The organism is Pseudomonas sp. B21-048 (genome assembly GCF_024748615.1).
In the GTDB taxonomy this organism is placed as follows: Bacteria; Pseudomonadota; Gammaproteobacteria; order Pseudomonadales; family Pseudomonadaceae; genus Aquipseudomonas.
The window spans coordinates 4,261,395-4,276,542 of record NZ_CP087168.1 but is presented as its reverse complement, the minus strand read 5'-3'; the positions used below and the strand labels follow the sequence as shown (position 1 = coordinate 4,276,542).

At 57.7% G+C, this 15,148-nt stretch carries 19 protein-coding genes and 1 tRNA gene; 19 read left to right on the top strand and 1 reads right to left on the bottom strand.

From position 1 onward, the window contains the following. Window positions 1-167 precede the first annotated feature (167 nt). Window positions 168-599: an HIT domain-containing protein gene (locus LOY56_RS20140; protein ID WP_258622790.1), complete on the top strand. Its 432-nt coding sequence runs from the start codon at window positions 168-170 to the stop codon at window positions 597-599. Next, window positions 596-802, top strand: a complete 207-nt coding sequence (locus tag LOY56_RS20135; RefSeq protein ID WP_253550924.1) for a SlyX family protein — start codon at window positions 596-598, stop codon at window positions 800-802. Before LOY56_RS20140 ends, LOY56_RS20135 begins: the two co-directional genes overlap by 4 nt. 73 nt (window positions 803-875) lie before the next feature. Here the strand turns inward: LOY56_RS20135 and LOY56_RS26865 are convergent, their stop codons facing one another. Continuing rightward, a complete protein-coding gene (locus LOY56_RS26865) occupies window positions 876-1,478 on the bottom strand; it encodes a cold-shock protein (RefSeq protein ID WP_309474864.1) in 603 nt (200 codons plus the stop codon). A gap of 464 nt (window positions 1,479-1,942) precedes the next feature. Between LOY56_RS26865 and LOY56_RS20125 the strand changes: the two genes are divergently transcribed. The 17 genes from LOY56_RS20125 to LOY56_RS20045 all read left to right on the top strand — a co-directional run bounded on the left by LOY56_RS20125 (window position 1,943) and on the right by LOY56_RS20045 (window position 15,072). Then, complete coding sequence (locus LOY56_RS20125) at window positions 1,943-2,281, top strand: ribbon-helix-helix domain-containing protein (RefSeq protein ID WP_258622789.1); 339 nt, start codon at window positions 1,943-1,945, stop codon at window positions 2,279-2,281. A gap of 137 nt (window positions 2,282-2,418) precedes the next feature. Beyond that, window positions 2,419-2,640, top strand: a complete 222-nt coding sequence (locus tag LOY56_RS20120; protein ID WP_010457489.1) for an FmdB family zinc ribbon protein — start codon at window positions 2,419-2,421, stop codon at window positions 2,638-2,640. Window positions 2,641-2,762: 122 nt separating this feature from the next. Then, window positions 2,763-4,538 (top strand): aspartate--tRNA ligase, encoded by a 1,776-nt coding sequence (gene aspS, locus LOY56_RS20115; RefSeq protein ID WP_258616757.1) that lies wholly within the window; start codon window positions 2,763-2,765, stop codon window positions 4,536-4,538. Between the two features lie 124 nt (window positions 4,539-4,662). Continuing rightward, window positions 4,663-5,409, top strand: coding sequence for a YebC/PmpR family DNA-binding transcriptional regulator (locus tag LOY56_RS20110; protein ID WP_008072427.1), 747 nt, complete (start codon window positions 4,663-4,665; stop codon window positions 5,407-5,409). Window positions 5,410-5,567: 158 nt separating this feature from the next. Continuing rightward, entirely contained in the window at window positions 5,568-6,092 is a 525-nt protein-coding gene (gene ruvC / locus LOY56_RS20105; protein WP_007897036.1) for a crossover junction endodeoxyribonuclease RuvC, read from the top strand. A 115-nt stretch (window positions 6,093-6,207) separates the two neighbouring features. Beyond that, window positions 6,208-6,822, top strand: coding sequence for a Holliday junction branch migration protein RuvA (gene ruvA / locus LOY56_RS20100; RefSeq protein ID WP_038981959.1), 615 nt, complete (start codon window positions 6,208-6,210; stop codon window positions 6,820-6,822). Beyond that, a complete protein-coding gene (ruvB, locus tag LOY56_RS20095) occupies window positions 6,823-7,884 on the top strand; it encodes a Holliday junction branch migration DNA helicase RuvB (protein ID WP_034149142.1) in 1,062 nt (353 codons plus the stop codon). A 127-nt stretch (window positions 7,885-8,011) separates the two neighbouring features. Beyond that, window positions 8,012-8,479 carry a tol-pal system-associated acyl-CoA thioesterase gene (gene ybgC, locus LOY56_RS20090; RefSeq protein ID WP_063341317.1) on the top strand — a complete coding sequence of 156 codons (468 nt, stop codon included), beginning with the start codon at window positions 8,012-8,014 and terminating at the stop codon, window positions 8,477-8,479. After that, entirely contained in the window at window positions 8,469-9,164 is a 696-nt protein-coding gene (tolQ, locus tag LOY56_RS20085) for a protein TolQ (RefSeq protein WP_007897030.1), read from the top strand. Before ybgC ends, tolQ begins: the two co-directional genes overlap by 11 nt. A gap of 23 nt (window positions 9,165-9,187) precedes the next feature. Continuing rightward, window positions 9,188-9,640 (top strand): protein TolR, encoded by a 453-nt coding sequence (gene tolR / locus LOY56_RS20080; RefSeq protein ID WP_162556275.1) that lies wholly within the window; start codon window positions 9,188-9,190, stop codon window positions 9,638-9,640. Next, window positions 9,640-10,719, top strand: coding sequence for a cell envelope integrity protein TolA (tolA, locus tag LOY56_RS20075; protein ID WP_258616756.1), 1,080 nt, complete (start codon window positions 9,640-9,642; stop codon window positions 10,717-10,719). The genes tolR and tolA overlap by 1 nt, the downstream gene beginning before the upstream one ends. A 29-nt stretch (window positions 10,720-10,748) precedes the next feature. Next, window positions 10,749-12,017, top strand: coding sequence for a Tol-Pal system beta propeller repeat protein TolB (gene tolB / locus LOY56_RS20070; RefSeq protein ID WP_258616755.1), 1,269 nt, complete (start codon window positions 10,749-10,751; stop codon window positions 12,015-12,017). A gap of 52 nt (window positions 12,018-12,069) precedes the next feature. Continuing rightward, complete coding sequence (gene pal, locus LOY56_RS20065; protein ID WP_003178634.1) at window positions 12,070-12,567, top strand: peptidoglycan-associated lipoprotein Pal; 498 nt, start codon at window positions 12,070-12,072, stop codon at window positions 12,565-12,567. 6 nt (window positions 12,568-12,573) lie between these two features. Next, a complete protein-coding gene (ybgF, locus tag LOY56_RS20060; protein WP_258616754.1) occupies window positions 12,574-13,425 on the top strand; it encodes a tol-pal system protein YbgF in 852 nt (283 codons plus the stop codon). Window positions 13,426-13,591: 166 nt separating this feature from the next. Continuing rightward, window positions 13,592-14,239 (top strand): 7-carboxy-7-deazaguanine synthase QueE, encoded by a 648-nt coding sequence (gene queE / locus LOY56_RS20055; protein WP_258616753.1) that lies wholly within the window; start codon window positions 13,592-13,594, stop codon window positions 14,237-14,239. A gap of 1 nt (window position 14,240) precedes the next feature. Next, window positions 14,241-14,933 carry a 7-cyano-7-deazaguanine synthase QueC gene (queC, locus tag LOY56_RS20050; protein WP_258616752.1) on the top strand — a complete coding sequence of 231 codons (693 nt, stop codon included), beginning with the start codon at window positions 14,241-14,243 and terminating at the stop codon, window positions 14,931-14,933. Between the two features lie 63 nt (window positions 14,934-14,996). Further along, window positions 14,997-15,072: transfer RNA gene (locus LOY56_RS20045), tRNA-Lys, on the top strand. Window positions 15,073-15,148: the final 76 nt, after the last annotated feature.

The window sequence follows — 15,148 nt, the reverse complement described above, 5'->3', positions numbered from 1 at the left end:
TGCCGGATCAAAATGGCTCATGTTGTGGTACCCGGAGGACGCAGCAGGCGGCAGTTTTCGTGAAGCCCGTGGCGTTCGCAGGTATGCTGCCTTCCTGTCGCTTGGTGTGCCGTCTTTTCTGTATGGGCGCTAAGCTGAAAAAAGATGACCAGAGGGGAGTGCGCGCTGTGTTCGCTTTAGATCCACGACTTCAACAAGACACGTTGCCGATCGGCGATTTCCCGCTCTGTCGGTTGCTGTTATCCAATGATTCGAACTACCCGTGGTTTATCCTCGTGCCACGCCGCGAGGATATCAGTGAGATATTTCAGTTGGATGTCGCAGATCAACAGCAGCTGTGGCAGGAAACGACCGCGCTGGCGGAGATGCTCAAGGACTCATTCGATGCGGACAAGTTGAACGTCGCGGCCCTGGGTAATGTCGTCAGTCAGTTGCACATGCATGTGATAGTGCGCAAGCGTGAGGACGCCGCCTGGCCAGCCCCGGTCTGGGGCAAGCAGCCGGCCAAATCCTACAGTCAGGAGCAGATCGCGACGATTCGCGAACGGCTGCGCCTGGTGTTGACCGATGACTTCACGTTTCTGGAGGGTGAGTCATGAGCCTGGAAGAGCGCGTTACCGATCTGGAAAGCCAGTTGGCGTTTCAGGATGACACCATCCAGACATTGAATGATGTGCTGGCGGCGCAGCAGCATGCGGTTGAGCGCCTGCAACTGCAAATGATGGCGCTGCTCAAGCGGCAGGAGGAAATGGTTGGCCAGTTCGAGTCCTTCGAAGAAGAGGCCCCACCGCCGCATTACTGAGCCGCGTTACTAAAAACAGGTCATAAAAAACCGCGAACAGCCTGGGCTGTTCGCGGTTTTTTTTAGCCTTGAATCAGCGACGCGGCAGGGCGGCGATCACATCTTCGGCTTGCAGACCTTTATCACGGTTCATGACGGAGAACTCTACACGCTGGCCTTCGACCAGAACACGGTGGCCTTCACCGCGAATTGCCCGGAAGTGCACAAAAATATCATCGCCGGAATCGCGGGAAATAAAGCCGAAGCCTTTGGAAGTATTAAACCATTTAACGGTGCCAGTATCGCGATTGCTCATGTCATAGCTTGGCGAGGCGGAGGTCGGTGAAGATTTGTAGAAGCTGACGGCCAGGTGCAAAAAAATGGCGATCAGGGTAGCGACCAGGCTGAACAGAACGGCAGGTTGACCGGCGATGACAGGCATCGGGGCGATCAGCGTCAGGGTTTGCAGCACGACAGCCAGAACCAGCAAGGCACTGACCAGGTTTTGCAGTTGATGACGCGGGCCTTTGTTCCAGTAAGGGATTACAGGTGCAAGGGTGAGGTTGAGCAGGCCGAAAAAGGCCAGGTACAGCGCATCGGGTTGTTGCAGGTAAGGTACCGCTTCGGATCGCAGGCTAGGGATGAAGGACAGCAGCAGGGCTGCTGCGCCCATTAGCAGGTGGACGATTTTCAACATTTTGATTAACTCACGTTAAGACGGATCACAAGGAAGAGCTGACGGAGCACGGTTCGCTTCAGAACAATAAGAGGCGTTGGACACGTACCTGCTGTCAGCCTATGCGCAGCCCCCGGAAAATAGGCGGTAGCGACACACTGCCTATTTAACAGCAAAGCCCGCGGCTACTCAAATCAGGCAGTCCAGCGGTGCTTTCCACTGGCGGGTGTGCGAATGACGCTTGCTGAGTGTTGTTCGGGCCCTGTGTTCCTCGGATCTTTTGCCTCTTCATTGAGTGATGTTGCGTCAGTTCTTGTGGGAAAACGTCCGGCCTAGGACGTGCTCCATGATCTCCCCTCCGTTGTCGGCTTATCCTACGTTGATGGTCATAAAGTCATCTGGATATGCCTGTGCGCCTGCGCTTTTATAAGGAAACGGAATATGACTCTTATAAGCAGCAAGGATGGCAAAGGAGTGTCTACGGTATGGTTTATGAAGACAGGCGAAACGAGGGGAGGGTCGGTCCACTCAAGGACGTAAGGATTGATTCATTAGTCAGCGAATTCGACATGGGCCTGGCCCAGCCCTTATCCCGGTCAGTGCGTTTGAATGGCTTTGCGACCTGTTTGCGGCTTGAGCAGGTCTATTGGGATATTTTGGGTGATATGGCCAAGGTCAATTGCTGTTCGGTCAGTGCACTGCTGTCCCACGTAGATCGCGAAGTGCATTTGCGTCATGGCGGGGTGAAGAATTTTACTGGGCTGGTGCGGGTTGTCTGCGTCGTGCATAGCCTGAAGGAGGGAAGTTGCCTCATCATGGCTTAGCCGGTGGCGGTTGATCGGGTCGAGTGTCGGTCTGTGCAGTCTTACGGCTGCACAGGCTGCATTTAATGGATATAATCCCGCCCTTTGCCGCAAAGCTCAGCATGCGCGGTAGCAATCTGATCGCCGAGACAACCCCCATGCCGATGTACGACTATCAATGTGCTTCCTGTGGTCATCAGTTGGAAGCCATTCAAAAGATCAGCGCAGCACCGCTGGTCGACTGCCCTGCCTGCCAGGCGCCAGAGCTGAAAAAGATGCTGTCCATGCCGGGCTTCCGCCTCAGCGGCACCGGCTGGTACGAAACCGACTTCAAGACCGGTTCCAAGAAGAATCTGGCCGGTGGCGACAAAGCTGACTAGGGTCTAGCGCCCGGGCTGAATGACACGCGCGAGCTCTTGCATCATCTGGCACCTTATTTAAGTGTGGGGATGCGGCAAGACCTCCAACCGAATTTCGAATTACGAGAAGTGAAACCACGACCATGATGCGCAGCCATTATTGCGGCCAACTGAACGAAAGCCTGGAAGGCCAGGAAATTACCCTTTGCGGATGGGTTCACCGTCGCCGTGACCACGGTGGGGTGATTTTCCTCGATATCCGTGATCGTGACGGTCTGGCCCAGGTGGTGTTCGACCCGGACCGCGCTGAATCCTTCGCCGCCGCCGATCGCGTGCGCAGCGAATACGTGGTCAAGATCACCGGCAAGGTGCGCCTGCGTCCGGCCGGTGCCACCAACGCCAACATGGCGTCGGGCATGATCGAAGTGCTGGGCTATGAGCTGGAAGTGTTGAACGAAGCGGAAACCCCGCCGTTCCCGCTGAACGAGTTCTCCGACGTCGGCGAAGAAACCCGCCTGCGTTATCGCTTCCTCGACCTGCGTCGCCCGGAAATGCTCGAGAAGCTGCGTCTGCGTTCGCGCATGACCACCAGCATCCGTCGCTTCCTGGACGAGAACGGCTTCCTCGACGTCGAGACGCCGATCCTGACCCGTGCGACCCCGGAAGGCGCGCGCGACTATCTGGTGCCAAGCCGTACCCACGCCGGTTCCTTCTTCGCCTTGCCGCAATCGCCGCAGCTGTTCAAGCAACTGCTGATGGTTGCCGGCTTCGATCGTTACTACCAGATCGCCAAGTGCTTCCGTGACGAAGATCTGCGCGCCGACCGTCAGCCGGAATTCACCCAGATCGACATCGAGACCAGCTTCCTCGATGAAAAAGAGATCATGGGCATCACCGAACAAATGATCCGCAACCTGTTCAAGGAAGTGCTGGATCTGGAATTCGGCGACTTCCCGCACATGACCTTTGAAGAGGCCATGCGTCGTTATGGTTCCGACAAACCGGACCTGCGTAACCCACTGGAACTGGTGGACGTTGCCGACCAACTGAAAGAAGTCGACTTCAAGGTGTTCAGCGGCCCGGCCAATGACCCGAAATGCCGCATCGCCGCCTTGCGCGTTCCAGGCGCGGCGAGCATGCCGCGCAAACAAATCGACGACTACACCAAGTTTGTCGGTATCTATGGTGCCAAGGGCCTGGCGTACATCAAGGTCAACGAGCGCGCCAAAGGCGTTGAAGGTCTGCAATCGCCGATCGTCAAGAACATCCCTGAGGCCAACCTCAACGTGATTCTCGATCGCGTCGGTGCGGTCGATGGCGATATCGTGTTCTTCGGCGCTGATAAATCGAAGATCGTCAGCGAAGCCCTGGGGGCTCTGCGGATCAAGCTCGGCCACGACCTGGAGCTGCTGACCTGCAAGTGGGCGCCAATGTGGGTCGTCGACTTCCCGATGTTCGAAGAAAACGACGACGGCAGCTTCACCGCGTTGCACCACCCGTTCACCGCGCCGAAGTGCACGCCGCAAGAACTGGAAGCCAACCCGGCAACCGCGCTGTCCCGTGCCTACGACATGGTCCTGAACGGCACCGAGCTGGGTGGCGGTTCGATCCGTATCCACCGCAAGGAAATGCAACAGTCGGTGTTCCGTCTGCTGGGTATCAGCGAAGCGGAACAGGAAGAGAAGTTCGGCTTCCTGCTCGACGCCCTGAAATACGGCGCGCCGCCGCACGGTGGTCTGGCCTTCGGTCTGGACCGTCTGGTGATGCTGATGACCGGCGCCCAGTCGATCCGTGAAGTGATCGCCTTCCCGAAAACCCAGAGCGCTGCCTGCGTCATGACTCAGGCTCCGGGTCTGGTGGATGCCAAGGCATTGCGCGAACTGCACATTCGTCTGCGCGAAACGCCAAAGGCTGAGTAAGACTGACCTTGTGGGCGCATCTTCGGATGCGCCCCTTCTTTATAGATAGGGTCGAGATTTTTTTTTGCTGGCTGGCGCATCATGGCGTGGCGGGCAATGTTTCAAAGATAATTCGGAGCGAGTTATGGCGGGTCATTCCAAGTGGGCGAACATCAAGCACCGCAAAGAACGTCAGGATGCCAAGAAGGGCAAGATTTTCACCAAGTGGATTCGTGAACTGACCGTTGCTGCCCGTCAGGGCGGTGGTGATCCGGGTTCCAACCCGCGTTTGCGTCTGGCGCTGGACAAGGCCCTCGGCGCGAACATGAGCCGCGACATCATCGATCGCGCGGTTGCTCGCGGCGCCGGTGCTGCCGATACCGACGACATGGTCGAACTGACCTACGAAGGTTACGGCCCGGGCGGTGTGGCGGTGATGGTCGAATGCATGACCGACAACCGCAACCGCACCGCAGCGGCTGTTCGCCATGCGTTCAGCAAGTGCGGCGGCAACCTCGGCACCGACGGTTCGGTGGCCTACCTGTTCGAGCGCAAGGGGCAGATTTCCTTCGCACCAGGCGTTGATGAGGATGCGCTGATGGAAGCGGCCATGGAGGCCGACGCCGATGACGTGGTGACCCACGAAGACGGTTCGATCGACGTGTTCACCTCGTTCGCCGGCTTCTATTCCGTGCGCAACGCTTTGGAGGCTGCCGGCTTCAAGGGCGATGATGCGGAAATCGTCATGCTGCCGACCACCAGTGCCGAACTGGACCTGGAAGGCGCCGAGAAGGTTCTGAAGCTGATCGACATGCTCGAAGACCTGGACGACGTGCAAAACGTGTATTCCAACGCCGACATTCCAGAGTCGGTGGCCGCACAGCTCGGATAAGGGCGACTAAGATTCAGTGTGGGAGCTGGCTTGCCTGCGATGGCGGCGTGTCAGGCTACATCATTGTTTGATGTGCCTACGCCATCGCAGGCAAGTCAGCTCCCACATTTGTTATTCGCTGTATTGAATATCGTGCTCTTACCTAACCCGCAGGCGTTATGACTTTAATTCTTGGAATCGACCCCGGTTCGCGTATCACCGGTTATGGCGTGGTACGTGATACCGGGCGTGGCTGCGTGTACGTGGCGTCGGGCTGCATTCGCACGGGCTCCGGCGAGCTGCACGAGCGCCTGCAAATCGTCTATCGGGGCGTGCGTGAAGTCATTCAGACCTACGGCCCGGTGACCATGGGCATTGAAAAAGTCTTCATGGCGCGCAATGCCGACTCCGCCCTCAAACTCGGCCAGGCGCGCGGCGCAGCCATCGTGGCCGGTGCCGAGGAAAGCCTGGAAATCGCCGAATACACCGCGACCCAGGTTAAACAGGCGGTGACCGGCACCGGCGGGGCGAACAAAGAACAAGTGCAAATGATGGTCATGCACATGCTGAAATTGACCAGCAAGCCGCAAATCGATGCTTCGGATGCCCTGGCCATCGCGATTTGTCATGCTCACACCCGTTCCAGCCTGTTGCCTCATGGTCTGGGTACGGCACGCAGTCGTGGCGGGCGCTTGCGTCTCTGATAGCATCAGCAATCATTTTTTATGGAATGAGGGTTTTGCGCCTGTGTTGTCGGCGCAAAACCCTTGTTCTGTCAGTCGCCAGCACTGATCTGGCCAAGGCTCAAGGATCTGAAACGTGATTGGACGCTTGCGCGGCACTTTGGCTGAGAAACAGCCGCCGCACCTGATTCTGGATGTAAATGGTCTGGGTTATGAGCTGGAAGTGCCCATGACCACGCTTTATCGCTTGCCGTCGGTCGGTGAACCGCTGACCTTGCACACCCATTTGGTCGTACGCGAAGACGCGCAGTTACTCTATGGCTTCTTTGGCAAGCGCGAGCGAGACTTTTTTCGCGAATTGATCCGTCTCAATGGTGTGGGGCCGAAACTGGCGCTGGCCTTGATGTCGAGCCTGGAGGTCGACGAGCTGGTTCGTTGCGTGCAGTCCCAGGACACTTCGGCGCTGACCAAGGTGCCGGGCGTGGGCAAGAAGACGGCCGAGCGTTTGCTGGTGGAACTCAAGGACCGCTTCAAGGCCTGGGAAACCGTGCCGGCGATGTTCGCGTTGGTGCCAAACCAGCCGGGTGGGCCAGATGCGCCTCCGGTCGCCACCGCCGAAAATGACGCGGTCAGCGCGCTGATTTCCCTGGGCTACAAGCCGCAGGAGGCCAGCAAGGCGATTTCCGCGATCAAGGAGAAAGGTTTGAGCAGTGAAGACATGATTCGTCGTGCCCTTAAGGGAATGATCTAAGTGATTGAAGCTGATCGTCTGATCGCCGCCACGGGAGGTCCCCGTGATCGCGAGGAAGTCCAGGACCGGGCGATTCGTCCCGTCAGCCTGGCCGAATACATTGGCCAGCCGACCGTTCGCGAGCAAATGGAGTTGTTCATCCAGGCTGCGCGCGGGCGCAATGAATCGCTGGATCACACGCTGATTTTCGGCCCGCCGGGCTTGGGTAAAACCACCCTGGCCAACATCATTGCCCAGGAAATGGGCGTGTCGATCAAAAGCACCTCGGGGCCGGTCCTCGAGCGCCCGGGTGATCTGGCGGCGTTGCTGACCAACCTTGAGCCCCATGATGTGCTGTTCATCGACGAGATCCATCGGTTGTCGCCGATCGTCGAAGAAGTGCTGTACCCGGCCATGGAGGATTTCCAGCTCGACATCATGATTGGCGAAGGGCCGGCCGCGCGCTCAATCAAACTCGATCTGCCGCCGTTCACCCTGGTTGGCGCAACCACTCGGGCCGGTATGCTGACCAACCCGTTGCGCGACCGTTTCGGCATTGTCCAGCGTCTGGAGTTCTACAGCACCGCCGACCTGGCGACGATTGTCAGCCGTTCGGCGAACATTCTCGGCTTGCCGCTGGACCCGGAAGGCGCTTTTGAAATCGCCCGCCGTGCCCGTGGCACTCCACGAATTGCCAACCGCTTGCTGCGCCGCGTCCGGGATTTCGCCGAAGTTCGCGCCAAGGGTCATATCACCAAGCCGATCGCCGACCTGGCGCTGAACCTGCTGGATGTCGACGAGCGTGGTTTCGACCATCAGGACCGACGCCTGCTGCTGACCATGATCGAGAAATTCGACGGTGGGCCGGTGGGGGTGGACAGTCTGGCGGCGGCGATCAGCGAAGAGCGTCACACCATTGAAGACGTGCTGGAGCCATATTTGATCCAGCAGGGCTACATCATGCGCACGCCGCGGGGACGGGTGGTCACTCGGCATGCGTATCTGCATTTCGGTTTAAACATCCCGTCACGATTGGGCGAGATGCCCGTGGTAGACGAGTTCCTCGATGCCGTGGACGATTAATCACCTTTGCGCGCTGATTTATTCGGGGGTTGTGCTGTCCCAGGACCGTACTTTCGCCAGAAAGCCGCGAATCAATGAAAAACAGTTGCCTGGCCGGATTGGCAACCTGAGGAGTAAGCACTAGAGTATGCGCGCGCAAAACGGGCTTGAGCCGTTCGCACATCGTTGTCGCGTTTATTACGAGGACACCGATGCGGGCGGCATCGTGTATTACGTCAATTACCTCAAGTTTATGGAACGGGCTCGAACCGAGCGGCTCCGGGAGCTGGGCTTTGCCCAGTCGGCGCTGGCAGGGGAGGACCTGTTGTTCGTCGTGCATTCCAGCGAAGCGCGTTACCACGCGCCGGCGCGACTGGACGACGAGCTGCTCGTAAGCGCTGAAGTCATTGAATTGAACCGGGTCAGCCTGCGCTTCAAGCAGCAGGTCAGGCGGGCTACGGATAATGTGCTGCTCTGCGAAGGGCAGTTTCTGGTGGCCTGTGTGCGCACCAACAGTTTGAAACCCCGGGCCATTCCCGAAACTCTACGTGCGGCCTTTGCCGACGTGAGCGGCGCGGGTACACACTCAAAGCAGGAGATAAAGCGTGGAAGCTAACGTCGTCGACCATTCCTCCATGTGGAGCCTGGTCAGCAATGCCAGTATCGTGGTGCAACTGGTAATGCTGATCCTGGTAGCCGCATCGGTGACCTCATGGATCATGATCTTTCAGCGCAGCAATTTGCTGCGCGCCGGTCGACGTGCCCTGGAGAGCTTTGAAGAGCGCTTCTGGTCGGGTATCGACCTGTCCAAACTCTACCGTCAGGCCGGCAGCAACCCTGATCCGGATTCGGGCGTCGAGCAGATCTTCCGTGCCGGCTTCAAGGAATTCTCCCGCCTGCGTCAGCAGTCCGGCGTTGACCCGGAAGCGGTCATGGAAGGCGTGGCCCGTGCCATGCGCGTGGCCATTTCCCGCGAGGAAGAAAAGCTCGAGCAGAGCCTGCCATTCCTCGCCACCGTCGGTTCCGTCAGCCCGTACATCGGTCTGTTCGGTACGGTCTGGGGCATCATGAACTCCTTCCGTGGTCTGGCAACTGCCCAGCAAGCGACCCTGGCCACCGTGGCCCCGGGTATCGCTGAAGCACTGATTGCTACCGCGATCGGTCTGTTCGCCGCCATCCCGGCCGTTATCGCGTACAACCGTTTTGCTGCTCGCAGTGAAACCCTGCTGGGCCGTTACTACACCTTCGCCGATGAATTCCAGGCGATCCTGCACCGCAAAGTGCACACCAGCGAAGAATAAGCAGGTAATTTCCAATGGCTTTAATCGCTCGAGCTCGCAAAAAGCGCAAGCCGGTTGCCGAGATGAACGTGGTGCCTTACATCGACGTGATGCTGGTGCTGCTGGTCATCTTCATGGTGACCGCGCCGATGCTCAATCAGGGCGTGAAAGTTGATCTGCCCAAGGTTTCCAGCGAAGCCTTGCCGCAGGACAACAACACCCAGGTCCTGACCATTTCGATCAAGTCTGACAAGACCTACTACTGGAACCTTGGCAGCGAAGTCGACACCGAAAAGCAACAGGACAAGGCCATGACCTTGCCGCAAATGACCGACGCGGTGACCAAGATCATTCGCGCCGGTACTGAAGGCGGCAAGCGCACCCAGGTCTTCATTCGCGGCGACAAGACTGTCGATTACGGCTCCGTCATGGGCGCGATGGGCGGGTTGCAGAAAGCCGGGGTCGGTAATGTTGGCTTGATTACCGAGGCCCCCTGATGCAGCCAATGCGAGAGCCGTCCGCCTCGGAAAGCTACTTCTGGCCTAGTGTCTTGGCGATTGTCTTGCACGTGCTGGTTTTTGGCATGCTGTTCGTCAGTTTCGCCTTCACACCGGAGCTACCGCCGGCCAAGCCGATCGTCCAGGCGACCCTGTATCAGTTGAAATCGAAAAGTCGGGCGACTACCCAGACCAATCAGAAGATTGCGGGTGAGGCGCAGAAATCCGCTGCGCGCCAGACCGAAGTCGAACAGATGGAACAGAAAAAGATCGAACAGGAAGCGATCAAGGCCGCGGAACAAAAGAAGGAAGATGCGGCTCAAAAAGCCGAAGAATCCAAGAAGGCCGACGAGACGAAGAAAGCGGAAGAGGCAAAAAAGGCTGATGAAGCCAAGAAAGCCGATGAAGCCAAGAAGACTGCCGAAGCCAAAAAGGCCGAAGAGAAACAATTGGCTGATATAGCCAAAAAGAAATCTGAAGAAGAAGCCAAGAAAGCGGCTGAAGAAGAGGCCAAGAAAGCGGCCGCTGAAGAAGCGAAGAAAAAGATCGTCGAAGACGCGAAGAAGAAAGCCGCCGAAGACGCCAAGAAGAAATCTGAAGCTGAAGAGGCGAAGAAGAAAGTCGCCGAAGACGCGAAGAAGAAAGCTGCTGCCGATGCTGCGAAGAAAAAATCGCAGGAAGCGGCACGTAAATCCGTCGAAGAGAAAAAGGCTCAGGCCCTGGCAGATTTGCTTTCCGACACGCCGCAGCGTCAGCAGGCCTTGGCCGATGAGCAGGGTGACGAAGTCGCCGGCAACTTCGATGACCTGATTCGCTCACGCGCTTCTGAAGGTTGGGCGCAGCCACCGTCGGCCCGCAAGGGCATGAAAGTGATCCTGCAAATCAACATGCTGCCTGACGGAACGATCTCCGGCGTATCGGTTGTCCATTCCAGTGGTGATGTGCCGTTCGACAGTTCAACGGTAGCGGCGGTAAAAAATATTGGTCGATTGACCGAAATGCAGGGTCTGAAGCCAGCTGACTTCGCACCCTATCGTTCATTCAAGATGACATTCACACCTGAGGATCTAGCCTTGTGAGAAACCTTCTTCGAGGACTGCTTGTAGTCATGTTCTGCTTTGCAGGACTGGCCACCGCAGATGAAAAAAATATCCTGGTCAGCAGTGGTAGCTCCCAGGCAACTCCAATTGCCGTAGTGCCATTCGGTTTCCAGGGTGGCAGCGTGCTGCCGGATGACATGGCCGAAATCATCGGTAACGACCTGCGTAACTCGGGTTACTACGCGCCGATTCCAAAGCAGAACATGATCAGCCAGCCAAGCCAGGCCAGCGAAATCATCTACCGTGACTGGAAGGCTGTTGGCGCCCAGTACATTATGGTCGGCAGTATCGTTCCGGCGGGCGGTCGCCTGCAGGTGCAGTACGCACTGTTCAACGTCGCCACCGAGCAGCAAGTGCTGACCGGCAGCGTGTCGGGCAGCGTCGACCAACTGCGCGACATGGCGCACTACATCTCCGACCAGTCGTTCGAGAAACTCACCGGTATCAAAGGTGCGTTCTCGACGCGTCTGCTGTACGTGACGGCCGAGCGGTTCTCCGAGAAGAACACTCGCTACACGCTGCAACGTTCGGACTATGACGGTGCCCGTGCCGTGACCCTGCTGCAATCGCGCGAGCCAATCCTGTCGCCGCGTTTTGCACCGGATGGCAAACGCATTGCCTACGTGTCGTTCGAGCAGAAGCGTCCGCGCATTTTCATGCAGAACATCGACACCGGTCGCCGTGAGCAGATCACCAACTTCGAAGGTCTGAATGGTGCGCCAGCCTGGTCGCCGGATGGTCAGCGTCTGGCATTCGTATTGTCGAAAGATGGCAACCCGGACATTTATGTGATGAACCTGGGTTCGCGTCAGATCAGCCGCGTTACTAACGGCCAAGGCATCAACACCGAACCGTTCTGGGGTAAAGATGGTTCGACCATCTACTTCACCTCCGACCGTGGCGGCAAGCCACAGATCTACAAAACCAGCGCAAGCGGTGGTGGTGCGGAACGTGTGACCTTTATCGGCAACTACAACGCCAACCCTAAACTGTCGGCTGATGAAAAGACCCTGGTGATGATCCATCGTCAGGAAGGCTTCACCAATTTCAAGGTGGCGGCCCAGGATTTGCAGCGAGGTAGTGTAAAGATCCTCACTGATAGCACTCTGGACGAGTCGCCTACTGTTGCGCCCAACGGCACCATGGTAATCTACGCCACCCGCCAGCAGGGCCGGGGAGTCTTGATGCTCGTGTCCATTAATGGACGCGTGAGGCTCCCGCTTCCTACCGCACAAGGCGAAGTCAGAGAACCGTCCTGGTCCCCTTACCTGAACTGACGCGGCGCTACACGTTGTACTTAACACACTGGGGTTCATTAGGAGTTTCACGATGGAAATGCTGAAGTTTGGTAAATTTGCTGCGCTGGCTCTGGCCATGGCTGTAGCTGTAGGTTGCTCGTCCAAAGGCGGCGACAACGCCGGTGAAGGCGCTGTTGATCCAAACGCTGGTTACGGCGCTAACACTGGTGCTGTTGACGGCTCCCTGAGCGAAGAAGCTGCTCTGCGCGCAATCACCACCTTCTACTTCGAATACGACAGCTCGGACCTGAAGCCAGAAGCCATGCGCGCTCTGGACGTTCACGCCAAAGACCTGAAAGCAAACGGCGCTCGCGTTGTTCTGGAAGGCAACACCGACGAACGTGGTACTCGTGAGTACAACATGGCACTGGGCGAGCGTCGTGCGAAAGCCGTTCAGCGCTACCTGGTACTGCAAGGTGTTTCCCCAGCTCAGCTGGAACTGGTTTCCTACGGCGAAGAGCGTCCAGTTGCTACCGGCAACGACGAGCAGTCCTGGGCTCAAAACCGTCGCGTCGAACTGCGTAAGTAATTCGTCATGCGAACGTGCCGTCGTGCTGTAACTGTTTTGGCTCTCAGCCTCGCACCGCTTGCGGTGTGGGCTGCGGTTCCTGTGGTCGAGGACAACTCCGGCTATAACAATAGCGGGAGTAGTTATCCGCCTGCGGGTTACGGTACGAACGGCGCCTATGCCGGGGGAGGGGTTTCGGCCCCTGTCTCGGCACAGGGCGAGCTGTTCAACCAACTGCAATCGATGCAGGAGCAGATCTCACGCCAACAGGGTGTGATCGAAGTTCTGCAAAATGATGTAGCGCGCATGAAGCAAGAGAACCTGGAGCGATATCAGGATCTTGATCGGCGCATAGGAACCGGCGTTGCACCAGCCGCGACTCCTGATAATTCTTCCACCGGTGGCCATTTGAATGCCCCCGGTGCAGCAACCGGCGCAGGTGCGGGAGCGGCCGCCGCTGCCACTTCCACACAAGCGCCTGCCGCGGGTGGCGAACCGGCTGATCCGGCGAAGGAAAAACTGTATTACGATGCAGCCTTCGACCTGATCAAAGCCAAGGATTTCGACAGGGCCAGCCAGGCTTTCGCCGCATTCCTGCGCAAATACCCGAACAGCCAATACGCGGGCAACGCCCAGTACTGGTTGGGTGAAGTGAACCTCGCCAAAGGCGATCTGCAAGGTGCAGGTCAGGCATTTGCCAAGGTTTCGCAGCTGTACCCCAAGCACCCCAAAGTGCCTGATTCGCTGTACAAGCTCGCTGATGTAGAGCGCCGCCTCGGTCATACCGACAGGGTCAAAGGCATTCTGCAGCAGGTTGTGTCCCAATATCCGGGTACTTCCGCCGCTCAGCTGGCGCAACGCGACTTGCAGCGCATGTAAGCCTGCTCGACCTGTTTCGAAGAAACCCGCGCTTGTCGCGGGTTTTTTCGTTAGAATTCACCCCCTTTTTCTGAAACACGCTTTTTGGGATCTGCGCATTGCCGGGGTTCCTTGAAGTGCCTGACGGAGGCGGACAGCCTGTTTAGCTGTTACGCCCGTGGCGACTATGCAAGACACATTGAGAATCACCGAAGTTTTCTACTCGTTGCAGGGTGAAACGCGGACTGCCGGGCTGCCCACTGTATTTGTGCGCCTGACCGGTTGCCCATTGCGTTGCCAATACTGCGACAGCGCCTACGCGTTCACCGGCGGCACCCTTCGCACCCTCGACGACATCCTCGAACAAGTGGCCGGTTTTCGCCCGCGTTATGTGTGTGTCACGGGCGGCGAGCCCCTGGCGCAACCGAATGTCATTCTCTTGCTCAAGCAGTTGTGTGACGCCGGTTACGAAGTGTCGCTGGAAACCAGTGGCGCGCTGGACATCTCGGCAGTCGATCCACGGGTCAGCCGCGTCGTCGACCTGAAAACCCCGGGTTCGAAAGAAGCACACCGCAACCGCTACGAGAACATCGAGCTGCTCACGCCTAACGATCAGGTGAAGTTTGTCATCTGTTCGCGGGAAGACTACGACTGGGCCGTGTCCAAGCTGATTCAGTACGGCCTTGACCTGCGTGCCGGCGAAGTCCTGTTCTCGCCGAGCCACCATGACCTGAATGCGCGTGATCTGGCGGATTGGGTGGTGGCGGACAATCTGCCTGTGCGTCTGCAATTGCAGCTGCATAAATATCTTTGGAATGACGAGCCGGGGCGCTGAAATGACTGAACAAACGAACACTGCAGAAAAACGTGCGGTCATCCTGCTGTCTGGCGGCCTCGACTCGGCGACCGTTGTGGCCATGGCCCGCGCTGAAGGCTATAGCTGCTACACCATGAGCTTCGATTACGGTCAGCGGTCTCACGCCGAATTGCATGCCGCGGCACGTGTCGCCCAAGACTTGGGTGTGGTCGAGCACAAGGTGATCAGCCTGAACTTGAACGGTATCGGCGGCTCGGCGTTGACCGATACGAGCATCGATGTGCCGGAAACACCGGGTGAAGGTATCCCGGTGACTTACGTGCCGGCGCGCAACACCGTGTTTCTGTCCCTGGCGCTGGGCTGGGCCGAAGTGCTGGGGGCGCGTGACATCTTTATCGGTGTCAACGCGGTGGACTATTCCGGTTACCCGGATTGCCGCCCCGAGTTCATCGAAGCCTTCGAACGCATGGCCAACCTGGCGACCAAGGCCGGAGTAGAAGGGCAGGGCTTCCGTATCCAGGCGCCACTGCAGAACCTGAGCAAGGCGCAGATCGTTCAGGCTGGTGTGAAGCTTGGCGTTGATTACGGGCTGACCGTTTCCTGCTATCAGGCAGACGATAATGGCCGTGCCTGCGGTAAATGCGACAGCTGCCGCCTGCGTGCAGAAGGCTTCGCGGCAGCCGGTGTGACCGACCCAACACCTTATTTTTGATTTATTTCAAATTAGGTGTTGAATAGTCCTTAAAAATCAGTATTATACGCGCCACCACACAGCGGGTCGTTAGCTCAGTTGGTAGAGCAGTTGGCTTTTAACCAATTGGTCGTAGGTTCGAATCCCACACGACCCACCATTTTAAAAAATCTGGAAGGCCCACGTAAGTGAGGATTTCCGGGTTTTTTTTTGCCCGCGATTTGAGCTCGGCTCAG

Excerpts from the sequence above, each read along its gene's own strand:
- LOY56_RS20135 (WP_253550924.1), top strand. The coding sequence starts at position 596 with ATGAGCCTGGAAGAGCGCGTTACCGATCTGGAAAGCCAGTTGGCGTTT.
- LOY56_RS26865 (WP_309474864.1), bottom strand. The coding sequence starts at position 1,478 with ATGTTGAAAATCGTCCACCTGCTAATGGGCGCAGCAGCCCTGCTGCTG.
- LOY56_RS20125 (WP_258622789.1), top strand. The coding sequence starts at position 1,943 with ATGGTTTATGAAGACAGGCGAAACGAGGGGAGGGTCGGTCCACTCAAG.
- LOY56_RS20120 (WP_010457489.1), top strand. The coding sequence starts at position 2,419 with ATGCCGATGTACGACTATCAATGTGCTTCCTGTGGTCATCAGTTGGAA.
- aspS (WP_258616757.1), top strand. The coding sequence starts at position 2,763 with ATGATGCGCAGCCATTATTGCGGCCAACTGAACGAAAGCCTGGAAGGC.
- LOY56_RS20110 (WP_008072427.1), top strand. The coding sequence starts at position 4,663 with ATGGCGGGTCATTCCAAGTGGGCGAACATCAAGCACCGCAAAGAACGT.
- ruvC (WP_007897036.1), top strand. The coding sequence starts at position 5,568 with ATGACTTTAATTCTTGGAATCGACCCCGGTTCGCGTATCACCGGTTAT.
- ybgC (WP_063341317.1), top strand. The coding sequence starts at position 8,012 with ATGCGCGCGCAAAACGGGCTTGAGCCGTTCGCACATCGTTGTCGCGTT.
- tolA (WP_258616756.1), top strand. The coding sequence starts at position 9,640 with ATGCAGCCAATGCGAGAGCCGTCCGCCTCGGAAAGCTACTTCTGGCCT.
- tolB (WP_258616755.1), top strand. The coding sequence starts at position 10,749 with ATGTTCTGCTTTGCAGGACTGGCCACCGCAGATGAAAAAAATATCCTG.
- pal (WP_003178634.1), top strand. The coding sequence starts at position 12,070 with ATGGAAATGCTGAAGTTTGGTAAATTTGCTGCGCTGGCTCTGGCCATG.
- ybgF (WP_258616754.1), top strand. The coding sequence starts at position 12,574 with ATGCGAACGTGCCGTCGTGCTGTAACTGTTTTGGCTCTCAGCCTCGCA.
- queE (WP_258616753.1), top strand. The coding sequence starts at position 13,592 with ATGCAAGACACATTGAGAATCACCGAAGTTTTCTACTCGTTGCAGGGT.
- queC (WP_258616752.1), top strand. The coding sequence starts at position 14,241 with ATGACTGAACAAACGAACACTGCAGAAAAACGTGCGGTCATCCTGCTG.